Source organism: Vibrio scophthalmi (genome assembly GCF_040869025.1).
GTDB lineage: Bacteria > Pseudomonadota > Gammaproteobacteria > Enterobacterales > Vibrionaceae > Vibrio > Vibrio scophthalmi.
Genome location: NZ_CP134271.1, coordinates 2,123,109 through 2,140,662, shown reverse-complemented (window position 1 = coordinate 2,140,662; position 17,554 = coordinate 2,123,109). Strand labels below are relative to the sequence as shown.

The window sequence follows — 17,554 nt, the reverse complement described above, 5'->3', positions numbered from 1 at the left end:
TGTTTAAAGATACAGTATAAATAATAAATAGACGGAAGAAAAATCTAATTGGCAGCGCATTCTGTGCACTTACTTATAGAGCTATGCTTGCTAACACTTTATGATATCTATTAACAAATTAGATAGTATGGATACTGTGTGAACAACCAAGTCTTAGTCGTTGAAGACAGCCTCACCTTTCGCAATTACCTGGAACAACTCCTCAGCCAGGCTGGTTATCGAGTTTTGACAGCAGAAAACATTAGCCAAGCGCGGGCGATCCTTGATACCAACCCCGATCTTCTTTGTGCAGTGCTCGATTATTGCCTACCGGATGGGGAAGATGGTGAAGTTATCGAGTTAGCACTCACTCACCAACATAAGGTTATTGTGCTAACTGCGCTATTTAACCCTGAGCTTCGCGAGCACATGTTGGCAAAAGGGGTGGTCGATTATCTGCTTAAAGACAGTACCGCTTCAGTCTCATATATTTTGCCCTTGATCCAACGTTTAGAGCGTAATCAACAGCATAAGTGTTTGGTTGTTGACGATTCGGCCACCGTGCGTAATCACGTGGTACAGTTGCTTGAGCATCAATATATTACCACCCGCCAAGCAGAAAATGGCGTTGAAGCAATCAAAGCACTGCAAAATGATGCCGAGATTACGTTTGTCATTAGCGATCATGATATGCCGGAAAAAGATGGCATCACCATGATCCGTGAGATTCGCCAACAGAGTGACCGTACCCGACTACCGATTCTCGGCTTATCAGGCAGCGAAGATCCCACCTTAACGGCCCAATTTCTAAAAGCGGGCGCCAACGACTTCCTCAACAAACCTTTTAACCCCGAAGAGTTTTATTGCCGCGTGCATCAAATACTCAATATGCAAGAGGCCACCCAAGAGCTCTATCGCATGGCGAATCAAGATGCTTTGACTGGGCTTTGGAATCGTCGCTATCTATTTAACCAAGCGTGCAATGGTTGCGAGGCTCGTAATATCGCGATGCTTGATATCGATTTCTTTAAAGCAGTCAATGATACCTACGGACACGATGGTGGCGACGCCGTATTGGTGACCGTAGCTAAAATTTTGCAGCTCTACTTCCCCGACGATGTCATCGCTCGATTTGGTGGTGAAGAGTTTTGTATTCAAGCTTGTGGCTCTTTCGACCACTTTACTTCGCGATTGGAAAAACTGCGCCAGCGAATTGCCAACACCAGCATTCCCTATCAAGACACCTCGATAACTGTCACCATCAGCATTGGCGTTGCGACCATGCAAGAGAGCCTCGATGCGCAAATTAAATTGGCCGACGATCGCCTCTATGCTGCCAAAGATCAGGGCCGTAACCTAGTCATTGCGCAGTAAGGTTGTTGCGCAGTGAAATTTACCCTAGAGAACAAAAAAACCGGCTGAATGCCGGTTTTTTTATTTAAAGCCATATTAGGCAATGCGATCTTTTTCCCATGCAGCGAGCTTTTCAGCACGAGCAGCAGCGCGAGCCTCACGCTTCTTACGCGCATCACAAGGCTCTGGGCAATTACACACTTTCTCAATGCCGACGGCACCAAGGCCACCACAACTGCCTTTTACCACTTTCTTTTGGAAGATATAGCCCACTGCCATCGCAGCGATGACCGCCATAAACACACCAAAAGTAATTAGAAATGTACTCATAATCAGATGCTCACTTAGCTAATTATTGATTAATGAATGGCTTATACGCTTCTGAAGCCAATTCTTTGAAACCATCATCGGTCTTCACAATCATGAACACCGGAATATTATTTTCGTTAGCGATTTGCATACCACGCTCTTCACCGAGCACCATTAGACCGGTTGCAAGGCCATCTGCCGTCATTGATGACGCATCAAGCACGGTCACTGATACCACTTTATGGCGGATTGGGTAGCCCGTTTTTGGATCGATAATATGAGAATATCGAATGCCATTACTCTCGAAATAATTACGGTAGTCACCACTGGTCGCTATCGCCATATCGCCCGGCTCAATAATCTCTTGGATTGAGCGCTCACCCACACTTGGTTTTTCAATTGCGATACGCCAGCCAATGCCTTCACGGTTGACACCTTTTAAACGCATCTCACCGCCAACTTCCACCATGTAGTTAGCGATGCCTTGTGACTGTAAGTAATTCGCTACCACATCGACACCCCATCCTTTAGCGATGGTTGAAAGGTCGACATACAGGTTAGGGATATCCTTCGATAACTTATTGCCGTCCATCGATAGATGTTCAATTCCAGTATAGGCTTTGCGAGCAGCCAATTCTTCATCGCTTGGAACAACATCAGGACGCGCTTCAGGACCAAAACCCCATAGATTCACTAGTGGCCCAACCGTGACATCCAATGCCCCTAACGTTAGACCGTTCAAGCGCATCGCTTCTTTCACAACTGTCGCGGTTTGCGGCGAGACTTCGAAAGGTTGATTAGTTTGATGCTGATTAAAGCGACTTAGTTCAGAGTCTTTACGGTAAGTCGACATCTGGTCATTGACTTCTTCAAGTAAGCGATCAATTTCAGTCTGTAGAACGTCTGGTGTCGGTAAACCTTCTTGTTCAATGTACTTAATATTATAAGTTGTCCCCATAGTAGGACCGCTTAAATGAACTTGTTCTACCGATTTTTCACAGCCAGCTAGAACCAATAGAGAAGCAAAGACAACAAGCCACTTTTTCACTCGTTTACTCCTGGTGTTGTTTAGAAAACATAGGGTAGCTGTTGATATTCATCAGCTATCTTATATTCACTAATTTTGAAAAAAGAATGGCTAGCTCAAGAGCCAGCCATGTATCTATTTGTCGTGAAACTAAAATCAAGCAATTGATTTGATAGCAAAAAAGCTAATCATCCTTCCCTAGTTACCTAGTTCTCTATGTGACTAGGGCGGATTTATCAAGCTGATGGTGCTAGCGCTTCAATTACGTAGAAATTAGCCACCGAAGTCATCTAGAAGGATGTTTTCATCTTCTACACCTAGATCTTTCAGCATGCCGATAACAGCCGCGTTCATCATAGGTGGACCACACATGTAGTATTCACAATCTTCTGGCGCTTCGTGATCACGTAGGTAGTTCTCGTAAAGAACGTTGTGAATGAAGCCTGTGTAACCATCCCAGTTATCTTCTGGCATAGGATCAGACAGTGCACAGTGCCATACGAAGTTTTCATTCTCTGCCGCTAGGCCATCGAAATCTTCCACGTAGAACATTTCACGCTTAGAACGTGCACCATACCAGTAAGACATCTTACGCTTCGATTTAAGGCGAAGAAGTTGGTCAAAGATATGAGAACGCATTGGCGCCATACCTGCACCACCACCGATGAAGACCATTTCATTATCGGTATCTTTAGCGAAGAACTCACCAAATGGACCTGAAATAGTACACTTATCACCCGCCTTTAGAGACCAAATGTAAGACGACATCACACCTGGTGGCACGTCTGGGTTATTTGGCGGCGGAGTTGCGATACGCACGTTAAGCTTAATGATGCCTTTCTCTTCTGGGTATGAAGCCATAGAGTAAGCACGGATTGAATGCTCTTTAACGATTGATTCGTAACGGAACAAGTTAAACTTATCCCAGTCACCACGATACTCTTCTGGAATATCGTAATCTGCGTATTTCACGTGGTGTGGTTCAGCTTCGATCTGAATGTAGCCACCTGCTCGGAATGGAACTTCTTCCCCTTCAGGGATTGCCAGTGCCAATTCTTTGATGAAAGTCGCTTCGTTGTTATTCGAGATAACAGTACATTCCCACTTCTTAACACCAAAAATTTCTTCTGGAAGTTCAATTTCCATATCAGATTTAACCGCTACCTGACAAGCTAGACGCTCACCTTCACGTGCTTCACCTTTAGAAATATGATCCAGTTCAGTTGGTAGAATATCACCACCACCTGCTTTCACTTTTACGCGACACTGACCACAAGAGCCACCGCCACCACACGCTGAAGATACGAAGATGCCTTTAGCAGCCATCGCACCAAGCAACTTGTCACCTGGAGAAGTCACAAAACTCTTCTCTGGGTCACCATTAACTGAAATAGTAACGTCACCTGTAGGCACTAGCTTAGATTTAGCGAATAGGATCACTAAAACCAAAGCAAGTAGAATAATGGTAAACATCGCTACGCCAAGAATAATGCTTTGCATTTTTTATTCCTTACTTATGGGTGCTTACCCTACAGTTGAACACCGGAGAAAGACATAAAGCCTAACGCCATCAAACCAACAGTGATAAAGGTAATACCAAGACCACGTAAACCTGGAGGCACGTCTGAGTATTTCATCTTCTCACGGATACCAGCAAGAGCAACAATCGCTAACATCCAACCCACACCTGAGCCGAAACCGTATACTACTGATTCCGCAAAGTTATAGTCACGTTGCACCATGAACGATACACCACCGAAGATCGCACAGTTAACTGTGATCAACGGAAGGAAGATACCAAGTGCGTTGTACAAAGGTGGGAAGAATCGATCGAGGATCATTTCTAGAATTTGTACTAGTGCCGCAATAACACCGATAAAGGTAATGAAGTTAAGGAAGCTTAAGTCCACACCTGAAACCAGCGCGTTCTCTTTCAATACATAGGTGTATACCAAGTTATTCATTGGTACCGCGATGGTCAAAACGACCACAACAGCAACACCTAGGCCAAAAGAGGTCTTAACCTTCTTCGATACGGCAAGGAAAGTACACATACCCAAGAAGAAAGACAAAGCCATGTTTTCGAGGAAAATCGATTTAACTAACAGGCTAATGTAATGTTCGATCATGCCCTTACTCCTTCGCTTCTACTTGTGCTGGTTTCAGAATACGGATAGCCCAAATCATGAAACCAATTAGGAAGAATGCAGATGGTGCTAGTAGCATTAGACCGTTAGGCTGATACCAACCACCATTACTCACTAGTGGTAGCACTTCCAAACCAAATAGCTTGCCTGAACCTAGTAGCTCACGGAAAAACGCAACCGTGATAAGCACGAAACCGTAACCAAGACCATTACCGATACCATCAATGAAAGATGGTAGTGGCGCTGATTTCATTGCAAACGCTTCAGCACGACCCATAACGATACAGTTAGTGATGATTAAGCTTACAAATACTGATAGCTGTTTAGAAATATCGTAAAGGTACGCTTTCAAAACTTGGTCTACCACGATTACCAAAGATGCGATGATCGCCATCTGTACGATGATACGAACACTGTTTGGCATGTGGTTACGAATAAGCGAAACGAATAAGTTTGAGAAAGCAGTTACAAAAATAACCGCTACTGTCATTACAAATGCCGTTTCTAATTTGGTGGTTACTGCAAGAGCCGAACAAACACCAAGAACTTGTAACGCGATTGGGTTGTTGTCCAATACTGGCGCTAAAAGGCTCTTTTTCATTTCTTTTGCATTAGCCATTAGTTCAGACCTCCATTAGCAACTTTGGTAAGGAACGGACCGAAGCCATCTTGACCCAACCAGAAGTCGAACGTATGTTGAACACCATTTGCTGTTAGCGTCGCACCAGAAAGACCGTCAATCGCATGCTCTGAACCTTCAGGAGCTTGGCCTTTAACAATCTTAATTGCTGGGTTGTGGTCTGCATCAAACAGTTTCTTACCAACAAACAGTGCACGCCATGCTGGGTTTTCAACTTCACCACCAAGTCCCGGAGTTTCCGCTTGGTCGTAGTAAGTAACACCTGCAATCGTGTTGCCATCAGTTTCAACGGCGACAAACGCGTACATCATTGACCATAGACCGGTACCATGAACTGGAATGATAACTTTAGAGATACCATTCTCGCCTTTCACTAGATAAACAATACCTACGTCAGCACGACGAAGGATCTTTGCTTTATCTTGCTCAGCCGTTAGCTTCACAGATTCCGCTGGGTTTTTAGCCGCTTTACGTTGATCGTAATTCGCTGCTGTAGAGCCATCTTTTGCTGTCTCTACGAAATCACCCGTTTTAAAATCTACAAGGCGTGGTTCGATATTATTTTGGAATTCAGTTTTAATATCTGCGTTTGCAGTATTAATACCCGCTACTTCCAAAATTTTTGTCTGCTTATCAAGAACCGCATTTTCTTGCTGTTTTGAACGCAGGCCAACCGCCGCTGTTGATACGATGATTGAGCACACTAAGCTCAATGCGATAACAACAAACAGCGTCTTTTTAATGCTATCGTTATTACTTGCCATAGCGTGCTAGTCTCCGCTTAATGTTCTTCTCAATAACCATGTGGTCGAATAGAGGTGCAAACAAGTTCGCGAATAGAATCGCCAGCATCATACCTTCTGGATACGCTGGGTTTGCTACACGAATCATTACACACATCGCACCGATCAAGATGCCGTACCACCATTTACCACGGTTGGTAAATGAAGCCGATACAGGATCGGTTGCCATGAAGAACATACCAAACGCAAAACCACCTAGAACTAGGTGCCAATGTGCTGGCATTGCAAACATAGGGTTAGTGTCAGAACCGATGATGTTAAATAGCGTCGCTACAACGATCATACCCACCATCGTACCTGCGATAATGCGCCAAGAGGCGATTCGCATGTAAACGATCATGGCCGCACCGATCATAAGCGCTAGCGTTGATACTTCACCAATTGAACCAGGGATATTACCGATGAACGCGTCCATCCAAGTAATCGGGTTACCCGTTACTGTATTGATTAGAGCGCCAGAGCCACCGTGAGCCCATTGGCTCAGAGCCGTTGCACCAGAGAAACCGTCAGCCGCGGTCCAAACTGCATCACCAGAAATTTGTGCTGGGTATGCAAAGAACAAGAATGCACGGCCTGCTAATGCAGGGTTCAAGAAGTTACGACCTGTACCACCAAAGATTTCTTTCGCAACCACAACACCGAAGGTAATACCTAGTGCTGCTTGCCATAGAGGTAGAGTTGGTGGAACGATAAGTGCAAACAAGATAGAAGTAACAAAGAAACCTTCGTTAACTTCGTGCTTACGCACCATACAGAAAAGCACTTCCCAGAAACCACCGACAAGGAACACTGTCGCGTAGATTGGTAGGAAGTAGGTCGCGCCAAGTAGCATCTTACTGCCAACACCCGCTTCTGCACTCATGGTGCCGCCAAGCATTTCGGTTAGCCAGTAGTGCCAGTTACCTGCGATGATGTCAGCAAGTTCTTGGCCAGCATATTGGAAGTTAAGTGCTGCGATAGCTTGGCCACCCGCGTTGTACATACCCCAGAACATTGCTGGGAATACCGCGAACCAAACCATGATCATAATACGTTTTAAATCAACGCTATCACGAACGTGCGAGCTTTTTTGAGTCACTAGACCCGGAGTGTAGAAAAGGGTCGCTGCAGCTTCGTAAAGCGCAAACCACTTCTCATGTTTGCCACCCGGCTCAAAATGATGCTCGATATCCTCAAGGAATTTTTTAAGCATGGATTACCCTTCCTTTACAATGGTATCTAGGCATTCACGAAGCAGTTGACCGTATTCGTATTTACCTGGACATACAAAGGTACACAATGCTAAATCTTCTTCGTCCAGCTCAAGTGCACCCAACGCTTGCGCGCTGTCCGTATCACCTGCACATAGATCGCGAAGTAGCAATGTTGGTTCCATATCAAGCGGCATTACGCGTTCGTAGTTGCCAATTGGAACCATTGCACGGTCACTACCGTTCGTCGTCGTTGTCATGTTAAACAACTGACCTTTGAAGATATGACCAAGGAAAGATTTGGTTACTGAGAATTTGTTTTTGCCTGGGACAGCCCAACCAAACAACTCTTTCTCACGACCTTCACGCAAAACAGACACTTGCTGATGGTAACGACCAAGGTAAGCATGAGGACCAGCCGCTTGAGTACCGTTAAGTACTGAACCAGAAATCACGCGAACTTCGCCAGGCATTAGCTCGTTGTCAGTTAACTCGTCAAGGCTTGCACCTACAACGGTACGAATAAGACGTGGTTTGTTCACGACAGGGCCTGCCAATGAAACAACACGTTCTACATTCAATTCACCGGTTAGGAACAATTGACCGAAAGCAATAACGTCTTGATAGTTGATGCTCCACGCCACGTTCTCTGCATTTACCGGATATAGGAAATGCATGTGAGTGCCGGCAAGACCAGCAGGGTGAGGGCCATCAAAAACGTGCTCTTCGACATTTGACTGTGAACAACGAGGTAAACTTGAGCCAGATTTACAAACGTAAACCTTACCTTCAGTTAGGGCTGAGAGAATTTCAAGACCAGCGATAAATGCTTCTTGTTGTTCATTAATGATCAACTCAGGCTGTGCTGCGAGTGGATTAGTATCCATTGCAGTAACAAAGATAGCCTTAGTAGAAGATTCGATTGCTGGGACCTTGCTAAACGGACGAGTACGTAAAGCTGTCCAAAGACCTGATTCAACTAGTTGAGATTTGATCACTTGACGATCCAAACCTTTTAGTTGAGCAGCTTCAAACTTATCGAAAGTAACTTGCTCTTCACCTGCCACTTCAATCACTACAGATTGAAGGACACGTTTAGCGCCACGGTTAACTTCGATCACTTTACCGCTTGCTGGTGAAGTAAACTTCACGCCTGGGTTCTTCTTGTCTTCAAAAAGAACTTGCGCTTTTTTCACTTCATCGCCTACGCGGACATGCATGGTAGGACGCATGCCAACGTACTCTTCGCCAAGCAAGGCGACTTTTTTGATGGCTTTGCCATCACTAATCACCTGGGCAGGAGTTCCCGCGATAGGAAGATCCAGACCCTTCTTTATTGTAATCATACGCACTTGCACTACTTTTATCGGGAAAAAGATTCTTTAAATTGCGTAACTTTTAGACACGACATCAGTGTCCGGTTTCGGCGTTTATTTTCGCCAAAATCGCAACATCCTAGTAATAATTTCTTCACATATAATACGTGAGATTTATCAGGTGCGATAGTCTATCATCATTTCCGAATCTGATGCCATGACCAATCAGAGGTATAGCAGTAATAAATGCTAGGAATTGAGTTTAAAAGGCCAAAGAATAATCATAATTTTGACCCATCGCACATCGATATATTGTTGTCAGCATAAATATTATTATTGATAGTTAACATAATGAAACGATTATTTTTATTTTGTTTCATTCTGACTTATGTTTCCACAATGTTAATAAGGATAATGATTAATCTAAAAAAGCAGCCCACGGCTGCCTCATAAATTACTTGTCGCCACCTAAGCACATTGGGCTATCTGGTGCACGCTGCAAATCAAGCCATTCGCTCGGCGTATAAGTATGAATCGCTAAGGCATGAATATGATTCGCCAGCTCATCGGCTAAGGTTTGATTAATGATACGGTGCCTTGCGATCAAGCGCAGCCCTTCAAATTGTTCACTGACGACGATCACCTTAAAGTGGCTTTCAGAGCCGGGCGCAACATTATGCATGTAGCTTTCATTAATGACATCAAGGTGTTTCGGTGAGAGTTGTTGGTGGAGTTTGGTTTGGATGACTTCTTCTAACATAGTGCTTCACCACTTCCTATTAACAGTATGACTAATTATTATCACTGCATCATAGTCATATGATACGTAAATCAAAAGGTTTTAGTTTTCACTTTGCTCGTCATCTGCGACAATTTCTTTTAATCAAAAAACACAAAGCGTTCCATTTATGAAAACTGATCTTTCTCTTTATGATCGTACATTAACTCTCTTTCGTTATCCAAAACGTAATAACGAAACATTACAGGCATGGGACGCTGGTGATGAATACCTAATTCAACATATCGAAGAGATGGCGCTCTCTGCCGGGCAAAAAATTGTCGTGCTCAATGACAGTTTTGGCGCGCTCAGTTGTTGGTTAGCAGATAAACATCATGTCACCATGCTAAGTGACTCTTTTATCGCACAGCAAGCCACACGTAATAATCTGGCCGACAATCACTGTAATCCAGTCGTGCTAGCGTCCAGCCTTGAAAGCATCCCTACGGATGTTGATTTGGTGATCATGCAAATCCCACGCAACAATCGCTACTTAACTTGGCAACTCGCACAATTGCGTAAAACCTTATCAAGTCATATCCCCGTGATTGCCGTCAATAAAGCCAAAGAGATCCACTCTTCGACCTTAAAATTGTTTGAGAAATACCTTGGTGAGACAAAAACGTCACTCGCGTGGAAAAAACACCGCTTAGTGTTCAGTTTTGCTAATAGTCCCCAACCTATCGACGTTGAGCCGTTTACGACTTGGGCGGTTGATGAACACAATATTACGCTGAAAAATCTCGCCAATGTGTATTCCGGCGAGAGCTTGGATCAAGGCGCGCGTTTCATGCTGCAAAATTTACCCGCAGATGACACCTATAAGCATGCGATTGATTTAGGCTGTGGCAACGGTATTTTGTCGATTAAATTGGCACAACTGAACCCAAGCCTTGAGATTACCTGTATCGATGAGAGCTTTATGGCGGTCGCATCTGCTGAGCAAAATCTACTCGATAACGTTGGCCAATCTGAGCGTTTCCACTGCATGGCGAACAACTGCTTAGATGGTATCAAAGCCGCTGGTTATGACCTTGTAGTCTGTAACCCACCGTTCCACCAGCAACAAGCCGTGACCGACCATATCGCTTGGCAGATGTTCTGTGATGCACAGCATGTTCTCAGCACTGGTGGGCAATTATTAGTTATCGGTAACCGTCACCTCGGATACGATGTGAAGTTAAAACGACTGTTTGGTAAGTCCAACGTCTCTGTCGTTGCAGTAAATAAGAAATTTGTGATTTTACAAGCGACTAAGTAGTCCACTATTATCGCTCAAGATTTTAGCTTCTGTGCAAAAAAATAGAAAAGGAAATGACAATGAGAAAACTGGTTCTCGCCGCGTCTATGGCATTACTACTCACCGCTTGTTCTGCCCCTCAACAAGAGCAACTTAACTTTGCCCCTCGTGCAGAATTGAGTAATAGCAACATTGTTAATGGCAGTACATTCTCACTAACCAGTAAAGATGTACGCTCAGCACAGTATGTCGCGCTTGTTGACAGTGGCCGTTCAAATATTGAACCACTTCATTCAAAACAGAATGTACGTATCACCTTAGAAAATGCCCTATTAGAACAGTTTCAATCTCAAGGTTTCCGCACTTCAGTCAACAGTGACAACTCTATCGTACTGCAAGTACAAGAGATGCTGGTGTCTGTGAAGCATTCTGTGATGGAAAATGAGATGGACGCGAAACTCGTTATCGAACTGACCGCTGAAACACCAAAAGGAAAACTGGTTAAACTCTACACCGCAACGGCAAACCGTAATGGTGCATTGAGCGCTTCTAACGAAGAAATTGAACTGGTATTAAACGATGTTGCTAACCTAGCACTACGTGAAATTGCCAATGACCGTGAACTGCAAAGCTACATGCAGGAGCGTTTCTAATGTGGAAATACGCCCTGGCGTGTTTTGCGCTGGTTTCAAACCTTGCTTTTGCAGGGCCTAAAGTTGAAATGGAAACCAATCTAGGTTCAATCGTCATCGAGCTGAATAGCCAGCAGGCACCAGTTTCTGTTGCGAATTTCCTTAAGTATGTAAAAGATGGCAGCTATGTTGGTACACAATTTCACCGTGTCATTCCAGGCTTTATGGCTCAGGGCGGTGGCTTTGATACTGATATGAATCGTGCTGACACTTATGCACCAATTAAGAATGAAGCAAACAATGGTTTACCAAACAATGTAGCAACGATTGCCATGGCTCGTACTAACGATCCTAATTCTGCTACTCGTCAATTCTTCATTAACTTAGCGGATAATGATTTCCTTAATGCCAGCTCTCGCCCACCCGGCTACGCTGTTTTTGGTGAAGTCGTCCAAGGCTTTGATGTTGTACAAGAAATGGCAAGAAAACCAACACACTCTGTTGGTCGTTACCGCGATGTTCCTGTAGAAGCGATCGTGATAAAAAAAGTCACGGTTCTCGACTAATACAGTTAGGCTCTCACTCTCAATGAGAGCCTTTTCTTTTCTCTCTTCGTTTCTAATATGAATCACGCTTTTTCAAGGATTCGTTATGGCTAACGCTTCAATGTCATGGTCAGACACCGTTCGTAGTTACCTAGATAAACGCCTACTTTGGGTATTTATGCTCGGCTGTTCGAGCGGTTTTCCATGGGTACTGATCGGCTCTAATATGTCGGGCTGGTTAAAAGATTCGGGCCTAACGCGTACCGCTATCGGCTATTTTGGTAGTGTATTTGCGGTTTATGCAATTAACTTCCTTTGGGCTCCCTTAGTGGATCGCGTCAAACTGCCATTGCTGCGCTCTCTAGGACAACGACGCAGTTGGATATTCTTATGCCAAAGTGTCGTGCTCATCTGTACGCTGATGATTGCTGGTGTTGACCCTGCAAAAAACTTAATGCTGACCTCAATGTTGGCACTCTGCATTGCTATCGCATCCTCAACCCAAGATATCGCCATTGATGCTTATCGCATTGATACCTTTCCTAAATCCCAGTCAGAGAAGTTACCTCAAGCCTCCGCGATGGCGGTTATTGGTTGGTGGACAGGTTATTCACTACCGGGTTACTTAGCTTTTATCAACGCAGATAGCATCGGCTGGAATGGTGTTTTCTACGGTATGGCGGTGATTGTCGGCTTATTGATGCTATTTACCTTGTTGGTTGGAGAGCCTGTGACCAAACGCGATGCGCTGCAAGCCAAGGCCGAAGCTCGTCATAACAAGGTCGTTGGCAATCCAGTAGTAGCTTGGCTTACAGTGACAGTTCTTGAGCCGTTTATCGATTTCTTTAAACGTAATGGCTTTCGTGTTGCTCTGACACTGCTATTATTTGTCTTTCTATTTAAGATTGGCGAGGCGTTTCTTGGTCGCATGTCGATTGCCTTTTACAAGGACATCGGTTTCAGCAATGAGCAAATTGGCTACTATTCCAAACTGATTGGTTGGGGCTTAACCATGCTATTCACCTTGATTGGCAGTATGGTCAACGTGAAGTTTGGTATTGTACGAGGCTTAATGATTGGTGGTATTGCAATGGCAGCCAGTAATCTAATGTTTGCATGGATAGCAAAAGTAGGACCAAGTGAGTCACTCTTTCTTGCCACCTTGGTAGTCGATAACTTTACCTCGGCGTTCTCGACCGTTGCCTTTGTCTCCTTCTTAACCGTGGTGACAGGACAAGCCTTTTCAGCAACTCAATATGCGCTATTAGCCTCGTTAGGCAACTTTGGCCGCACCACTTTAGCCTCTTTTAGTGGTGAACTGGTCGATTATCTCAATGATTGGTCGATGTTCTTTATCATTACCGCGTTAATGGTGATCCCTAGCCTTATCATGCTGTATACCATGCGTGACTACTTTAACGACATGTTAGATAAAGCGCGCTTACGTGACCAAGAAGATATTGATTCAACACAGCAGAAATAGAAAAAGGGTCGCATCAGCGACCCTTTTATTTCACAGACAACATCGAGATTCGCTTATTCTCTATGGATACAAACCTTTGCCAAAGCGATTAAAAATACGCGCAACACCTTGAGTAAACAGCATCGGTTCCGTTAAGAAGGTTAAACACAGACAGTCTTCACCTTCCTTGGTAAAAGGACTGTGTTTGATACTTGAATCTTTAAGTAAGTAGTCACCCGCGTAATACTCGCCTTCTTCATCGCTGAAAGAGCCATGCAGTACCAGCGTTGATTCAAAACCTTTGTGCGTGTGTTGCGGTATATTCACGCCAGCGGTGATGTAGAGTAAATTAACTCTAGCGCCTTCCATTAAATTGATTGGCGCGCTAAACACTTTGCCACCGTAACTCTTCCACTCACCAATATCATCACTAAAACGACTGAGCGTAAGTGGCAGGGAGAATTGGCGTCCATTAACCTCAACAATTCTTGGTTTACGAGCGATGCGTATTGGTTCATCACAAGGCTCAAGGGCGACAATGCGGTCAAATATCACGCTCATATCAAAGGATTCCTCAACCTGCATCGTCTCGAGTTCAAGGCCCGCTTGTTCTTCAATCTTTGCAACATGTTGCTGACACTGTGGGCAAGATTCAATATGGGTGGCTAAAGCGAAGCCATCGACCGATGTTAACTCGCCATGCACATAAGCTTGTAACATCTCATATTTGGGGTGATAACTCATAACTGCTCCGCCTCTATGGTGTTTCTTAATTTCTCAACTGCTAATCTCAAGCGGGATTTCACCGTCCCCAAAGGTATATCAAACATGTCTGCCACTTGCTGGTGAGGTCGATCTTCGAGATACACGGCTTGCACGACTTTTCTTTGTGCTTCGGGCAATAAATCTAAGAATTTGAGAACCTGTTTTTTCAACATCTCATGTTCCGGAGAATAATGTTCTATCAGATCTGGCGGGATAAAATCGGTTGGCCAAATGTCATCAGCGAGAACGTGAGCATCACGGCCTTTTTGCTTGCGTAATAAATCGAAGCATAAATTCCTTGCGATGGTATAGACCCATGTCGACAAAGAGCTTTTACTACCATCGAACAATGCCGCTTTCTGCCATACCGTTGCGAGCGCCTCCTGCACTAACTCGATGGCCACTTGTTCGTTTCCCATGTGTTTAAAGGCGAACTGCTTGAGGCGAGGTGAAAAGTGATAAAACACCAAAGCATAGGCGTGCTTGTCCCGTTGCTTTATCTTGTCCATGCACGCGGTCCAATCAGCCCGCGTGTAGGTGTTGGTGTCAGGTAAACTCATTCCAACTTCCTTGAGGTGTTTAATTTAAACTGTATACGTCGCCATTTAAAAAGCGATCACTCTTTATCAATCGTCACCGATAAATAATCCATCGCCTGCTGACAATCATTTTGATCGGTTAAAAAATCAAAATGGTGCAGTTCAACCGGTATTAACTCGAGCCAACGCTGAGTCACCCAAGATGCGTCGTCAAAGTAACACTGCGGATACAAAGCGCTTATTTGAGGAAAGCGTGTGTAAACTCGCTTCAGTTGTTGAGCAAGATACTGCTTATCATCACTGAGATGTTGAATTTCCCAGCTGGGTAACCACTCCACCTGAGCAAACCGCAAGCCATCAAAATCGACACGAATCCGCCCTAATGCGAATCGCTTCAGACCAACTACTGTAATTCCGAGCAACCCGTCATCAAGCGTTTCAAAATCCACTATCTTTACTAGGCAGCCCGTGTGGGAGAGCGTACCACGAGGGTTTTCTTCACTGCGTTCGAACAGACAAATCCCAAAGGTACCATCATGCTTACTGGCTTCAGCGACCAATCGCTTGTACCTCGGTTCAAATATTCTTAAACGCATTTTACCTTCGGGTAGAACCACAGTTCCGAGAGGAAAAAGCATAACTTCGGTCATCAATAAATCCTAAAAGAACCCTTTGAATGAGTTATACGCAAAGGAAACTCAATTCGATCATTTACCTTTACTGTTGGTTAATCGATGCACAACAAATTTTACGCAAGCGCTTGCGTAAACGATACCTCATACAATTTAGTTGCAACTTAATGAAACTAAGTTTGTTTGTAATTACTTTGTCAATAAACGTGATCAAGATCGCCTGTTTTATAAATTTTTACATCAAATAGCACTTTTTTTTAAGATGTAGATCGCTATTATTCCCACCAACAAGTGAAAGCAGATTAGATTGTGCAACCACTTCCACATAAAGAATTAACAATACATTTTTCCTAAGAGACTTCTTTTATGCATAAAAAACTATTAACTCTTGGCGTTGTGGCTGCAGTTTCTAGCCAAGCCTTTGCTGCTGATTACTCTGATGACATTCATAAAAATGATGGCAAGTTCATTAATTTCAACTTAATGCACACCATAAATGAAAAACCAGGGAATACGGATCACACCTATTTAGAGATGGAATTTGGTGGACGTTCAGGCATGTTCGATCTGTATGGTTATGTAGATGTATTTAATCTAAATGACGATGACAGCAGTGATAAAGCTGGTAACGACCGTTTATTCGCTAAATTTGCCCCACGCCTTTCTTTGGACGCTCTGACAGGTAGTGACCTATCTTTTGGTCCAGTCCAAGAGCTTTACATTGCCAATTACACCGTTATTGATGGCGGAGCAAAGTATTCAATTAAAACCGATAAGCTAGATAACAATGGTCAGCCTATTTACGCTGAAAAAAATCCAGGCTACCAATCAATGATCGGTTTAGGTTCTGACGTAATGGTGCCATGGTTTGGCAAAATGCAATTCAACCTTTACGCAAACTATGACATCAAGCAAAAAGACTGGAACGGCTATCAATTTTCAACCAACTGGTTCAAACCTTTCTTCTTCTTCGAAAATGGTTCATTTATTACTTACCAAGGCTACCTAGATTACCAATTTGGTATGAAAGACGAGTACAGCACTTCAAGTACTGGTGGCTCTATGTTCAATGGTATCTACTGGCACAACAACCAATTCGCAGTTGGCTATGGCCTAAAACTCTACGACAATGTTTATGGCATTAAAGATAGCGATGCATTTGAGTCATCAGGTGTTGGCCACTATTTTGCTGTTACTTACAAATTCTAATTCTGCTCAAACAGACACGAAAGGCACCCTCGGGTGCCTTTTTTATTTGCTTTCCTTGAGGAGGCCATTATCCTTTTGCCATTAATCTAAATCGGTCCTTCTCATGAATTTTGCCATTGTTGGCCCTGGGGCAATTGGCTCTCTTTGGGCGAGCTACCTAACCCAAGCAGGGCATCACGTTTGCCTGTGGAGTCGCAGTGACTCTTCGCATATTTCAATCCAACGTGATGAATATGAAGCCATTCAATTGATCAATAACGATCCCGCGCAGCTTGCGCAGGCCGATGTCGTTCTTATCACGCTAAAAGCGCCACAAGTTAACAATGTACTAGCGTCTATTGCCGCTCACATTCATCCCGATGCAATCCTATTATTAATGCACAATGGCATGGGTACAGCGCAAGTAACTCAGCAGCGTTTTCCACATAACCCTCTATTGCTTGCCACTACAACACATGGTGCGTACCGCCCTTCCAACCATCAAGTGCACCATACTGGCCAAGGTCAAACCTTGCTGGGTGCTGCCAATGCACGTGGGACGCAATGTGAGTTTTTGGTTGAAGTACTTAATCACGCCCTTCCACAAGTGCTGTGGCATCGTAAGATTGAACAAGCACTATGGAATAAGTTAGCGATTAATTGCGCCATAAACCCATTAACCGCTTTACATCAAGTTCGTAATGGCGAATTGGCACAAGCTAAATACCGTCAGCAATTGGATCAAATTTCCACTGAAGTCGCTCAAGTGATGTTGGCTGAAGGTTTAGACGTCGATAGTGACGCATTACGCCAAAGCATCAATCATGTCATCAATGCAACGGCGAATAACTACTCCTCAATGCAGCAAGACATTGCTCATCGGAGACAAAGCGAGATAGACTTTATCACCGGTCACCTGATTCAAACCGCGCAAATACATGCGATTGATGTTTCTCTCAATGAACAGTTGTACCATGCCATCAAACAGATAGAGCAGAATTGGTAATCC

At 44.0% G+C, this 17,554-nt stretch carries 19 protein-coding genes; 7 read left to right on the top strand and 12 right to left on the bottom strand.

Going from position 1 to position 17,554, the window contains the following annotated elements:
- The first annotated feature begins 138 nt into the window (after positions 1 to 138).
- A complete protein-coding gene (locus RJD38_RS09790) occupies positions 139 to 1,353 on the top strand; it encodes a response regulator (RefSeq protein WP_065545657.1) in 1,215 nt (404 codons plus the stop codon).
- 75 nt (positions 1,354 to 1,428) lie between these two features.
- Here the strand turns inward: RJD38_RS09790 and nqrM are convergent, their stop codons facing one another.
- The 9 genes from nqrM to RJD38_RS09745 form a co-directional block, all read right to left on the bottom strand.
- Positions 1,429 to 1,662 (bottom strand): (Na+)-NQR maturation NqrM, encoded by a 234-nt coding sequence (gene nqrM / locus RJD38_RS09785; protein WP_005592795.1) that lies wholly within the window; start codon positions 1,660 to 1,662, stop codon positions 1,429 to 1,431.
- A 22-nt stretch (positions 1,663 to 1,684) separates the two neighbouring features.
- Positions 1,685 to 2,689 carry an FAD:protein FMN transferase gene (locus RJD38_RS09780; RefSeq protein WP_005592796.1) on the bottom strand — a complete coding sequence of 335 codons (1,005 nt, stop codon included), beginning with the start codon at positions 2,687 to 2,689 and terminating at the stop codon, positions 1,685 to 1,687.
- Positions 2,690 to 2,941: 252 nt separating this feature from the next.
- The gene (gene nqrF / locus RJD38_RS09775; protein ID WP_005592797.1) at positions 2,942 to 4,168 is read right to left on the bottom strand and encodes an NADH:ubiquinone reductase (Na(+)-transporting) subunit F; all 1,227 of its coding nucleotides are present in this window, start codon (positions 4,166 to 4,168) and stop codon (positions 2,942 to 2,944) included.
- Between the two features lie 29 nt (positions 4,169 to 4,197).
- Positions 4,198 to 4,794, bottom strand: coding sequence for an NADH:ubiquinone reductase (Na(+)-transporting) subunit E (gene nqrE / locus RJD38_RS09770; RefSeq protein ID WP_038219715.1), 597 nt, complete (start codon positions 4,792 to 4,794; stop codon positions 4,198 to 4,200).
- A 7-nt stretch (positions 4,795 to 4,801) separates the two neighbouring features.
- Positions 4,802 to 5,434, bottom strand: coding sequence for an NADH:ubiquinone reductase (Na(+)-transporting) subunit D (locus tag RJD38_RS09765; protein ID WP_005592801.1), 633 nt, complete (start codon positions 5,432 to 5,434; stop codon positions 4,802 to 4,804).
- The gene (locus RJD38_RS09760) at positions 5,434 to 6,219 is read right to left on the bottom strand and encodes a Na(+)-translocating NADH-quinone reductase subunit C (RefSeq protein ID WP_065545658.1); all 786 of its coding nucleotides are present in this window, start codon (positions 6,217 to 6,219) and stop codon (positions 5,434 to 5,436) included. The genes RJD38_RS09765 and RJD38_RS09760 overlap by 1 nt, the downstream gene beginning before the upstream one ends.
- The gene (locus RJD38_RS09755; RefSeq protein WP_065429885.1) at positions 6,209 to 7,450 is read right to left on the bottom strand and encodes an NADH:ubiquinone reductase (Na(+)-transporting) subunit B; all 1,242 of its coding nucleotides are present in this window, start codon (positions 7,448 to 7,450) and stop codon (positions 6,209 to 6,211) included. The genes RJD38_RS09760 and RJD38_RS09755 overlap by 11 nt, the downstream gene beginning before the upstream one ends.
- A 3-nt stretch (positions 7,451 to 7,453) precedes the next feature.
- A complete protein-coding gene (locus RJD38_RS09750; RefSeq protein WP_005592807.1) occupies positions 7,454 to 8,794 on the bottom strand; it encodes a Na(+)-translocating NADH-quinone reductase subunit A in 1,341 nt (446 codons plus the stop codon).
- Positions 8,795 to 9,218: 424 nt separating this feature from the next.
- Positions 9,219 to 9,524 carry a BolA family protein gene (locus tag RJD38_RS09745; RefSeq protein ID WP_005592808.1) on the bottom strand — a complete coding sequence of 102 codons (306 nt, stop codon included), beginning with the start codon at positions 9,522 to 9,524 and terminating at the stop codon, positions 9,219 to 9,221.
- A gap of 148 nt (positions 9,525 to 9,672) precedes the next feature.
- On the opposite strand from RJD38_RS09745, the gene RJD38_RS09740 reads away from it, so the two are divergent.
- From RJD38_RS09740 to RJD38_RS09725, 4 genes are all read left to right on the top strand, one after another.
- The gene (locus RJD38_RS09740; protein WP_065545659.1) at positions 9,673 to 10,803 is read left to right on the top strand and encodes a methyltransferase; all 1,131 of its coding nucleotides are present in this window, start codon (positions 9,673 to 9,675) and stop codon (positions 10,801 to 10,803) included.
- A 59-nt stretch (positions 10,804 to 10,862) separates the two neighbouring features.
- Entirely contained in the window at positions 10,863 to 11,435 is a 573-nt protein-coding gene (locus RJD38_RS09735; RefSeq protein WP_005592811.1) for a YajG family lipoprotein, read from the top strand.
- The gene (locus RJD38_RS09730; RefSeq protein WP_009386723.1) at positions 11,435 to 11,980 is read left to right on the top strand and encodes a peptidylprolyl isomerase; all 546 of its coding nucleotides are present in this window, start codon (positions 11,435 to 11,437) and stop codon (positions 11,978 to 11,980) included. Before RJD38_RS09735 ends, RJD38_RS09730 begins: the two co-directional genes overlap by 1 nt.
- 85 nt (positions 11,981 to 12,065) lie before the next feature.
- Entirely contained in the window at positions 12,066 to 13,442 is a 1,377-nt protein-coding gene (locus RJD38_RS09725) for an AmpG family muropeptide MFS transporter (RefSeq protein ID WP_065545660.1), read from the top strand.
- Between the two features lie 60 nt (positions 13,443 to 13,502).
- Here the strand turns inward: RJD38_RS09725 and RJD38_RS09720 are convergent, their stop codons facing one another.
- Genes RJD38_RS09720 through RJD38_RS09710 form a run of 3 tightly spaced genes read right to left on the bottom strand, consistent with a single transcriptional unit; the run spans position 13,503 to position 15,375 of the window.
- Positions 13,503 to 14,165 (bottom strand): ChrR family anti-sigma-E factor, encoded by a 663-nt coding sequence (locus tag RJD38_RS09720; RefSeq protein WP_065545661.1) that lies wholly within the window; start codon positions 14,163 to 14,165, stop codon positions 13,503 to 13,505.
- Entirely contained in the window at positions 14,162 to 14,746 is a 585-nt protein-coding gene (locus RJD38_RS09715) for a sigma-70 family RNA polymerase sigma factor (protein ID WP_009386726.1), read from the bottom strand. Before RJD38_RS09715 ends, RJD38_RS09720 begins: the two co-directional genes overlap by 4 nt.
- Positions 14,747 to 14,802: 56 nt before the next feature.
- On the bottom strand, positions 14,803 to 15,375 hold the full coding sequence (locus RJD38_RS09710) for an LON peptidase substrate-binding domain-containing protein (RefSeq protein WP_005592816.1): 573 nt from the start codon (positions 15,373 to 15,375) through the stop codon (positions 14,803 to 14,805).
- Positions 15,376 to 15,723: 348 nt separating this feature from the next.
- Here RJD38_RS09710 and RJD38_RS09705 point away from each other — a divergent pair, with 348 nt between their 5' ends.
- Entirely contained in the window at positions 15,724 to 16,566 is an 843-nt protein-coding gene (locus tag RJD38_RS09705; protein ID WP_065429876.1) for an outer membrane protein OmpK, read from the top strand.
- Positions 16,567 to 16,669: 103 nt separating this feature from the next.
- On the top strand, positions 16,670 to 17,551 hold the full coding sequence (gene panE / locus RJD38_RS09700; RefSeq protein ID WP_065545662.1) for a 2-dehydropantoate 2-reductase: 882 nt from the start codon (positions 16,670 to 16,672) through the stop codon (positions 17,549 to 17,551).
- The last annotated feature ends 3 nt before the right edge of the window (positions 17,552 to 17,554 follow it).

Excerpts from the sequence above, each read along its gene's own strand:
- nqrM (WP_005592795.1), bottom strand. The coding sequence starts at position 1,662 with ATGAGTACATTTCTAATTACTTTTGGTGTGTTTATGGCGGTCATCGCT.
- nqrF (WP_005592797.1), bottom strand. The coding sequence starts at position 4,168 with ATGCAAAGCATTATTCTTGGCGTAGCGATGTTTACCATTATTCTACTT.
- RJD38_RS09765 (WP_005592801.1), bottom strand. The coding sequence starts at position 5,434 with ATGGCTAATGCAAAAGAAATGAAAAAGAGCCTTTTAGCGCCAGTATTG.
- RJD38_RS09760 (WP_065545658.1), bottom strand. The coding sequence starts at position 6,219 with ATGGCAAGTAATAACGATAGCATTAAAAAGACGCTGTTTGTTGTTATC.
- RJD38_RS09755 (WP_065429885.1), bottom strand. The coding sequence starts at position 7,450 with ATGCTTAAAAAATTCCTTGAGGATATCGAGCATCATTTTGAGCCGGGT.
- RJD38_RS09750 (WP_005592807.1), bottom strand. The coding sequence starts at position 8,794 with ATGATTACAATAAAGAAGGGTCTGGATCTTCCTATCGCGGGAACTCCT.
- RJD38_RS09745 (WP_005592808.1), bottom strand. The coding sequence starts at position 9,524 with ATGTTAGAAGAAGTCATCCAAACCAAACTCCACCAACAACTCTCACCG.
- RJD38_RS09740 (WP_065545659.1), top strand. The coding sequence starts at position 9,673 with ATGAAAACTGATCTTTCTCTTTATGATCGTACATTAACTCTCTTTCGT.
- RJD38_RS09735 (WP_005592811.1), top strand. The coding sequence starts at position 10,863 with ATGAGAAAACTGGTTCTCGCCGCGTCTATGGCATTACTACTCACCGCT.
- RJD38_RS09730 (WP_009386723.1), top strand. The coding sequence starts at position 11,435 with ATGTGGAAATACGCCCTGGCGTGTTTTGCGCTGGTTTCAAACCTTGCT.
- RJD38_RS09725 (WP_065545660.1), top strand. The coding sequence starts at position 12,066 with ATGGCTAACGCTTCAATGTCATGGTCAGACACCGTTCGTAGTTACCTA.
- RJD38_RS09720 (WP_065545661.1), bottom strand. The coding sequence starts at position 14,165 with ATGAGTTATCACCCCAAATATGAGATGTTACAAGCTTATGTGCATGGC.
- RJD38_RS09715 (WP_009386726.1), bottom strand. The coding sequence starts at position 14,746 with ATGAGTTTACCTGACACCAACACCTACACGCGGGCTGATTGGACCGCG.
- RJD38_RS09710 (WP_005592816.1), bottom strand. The coding sequence starts at position 15,375 with ATGACCGAAGTTATGCTTTTTCCTCTCGGAACTGTGGTTCTACCCGAA.
- RJD38_RS09705 (WP_065429876.1), top strand. The coding sequence starts at position 15,724 with ATGCATAAAAAACTATTAACTCTTGGCGTTGTGGCTGCAGTTTCTAGC.
- panE (WP_065545662.1), top strand. The coding sequence starts at position 16,670 with ATGAATTTTGCCATTGTTGGCCCTGGGGCAATTGGCTCTCTTTGGGCG.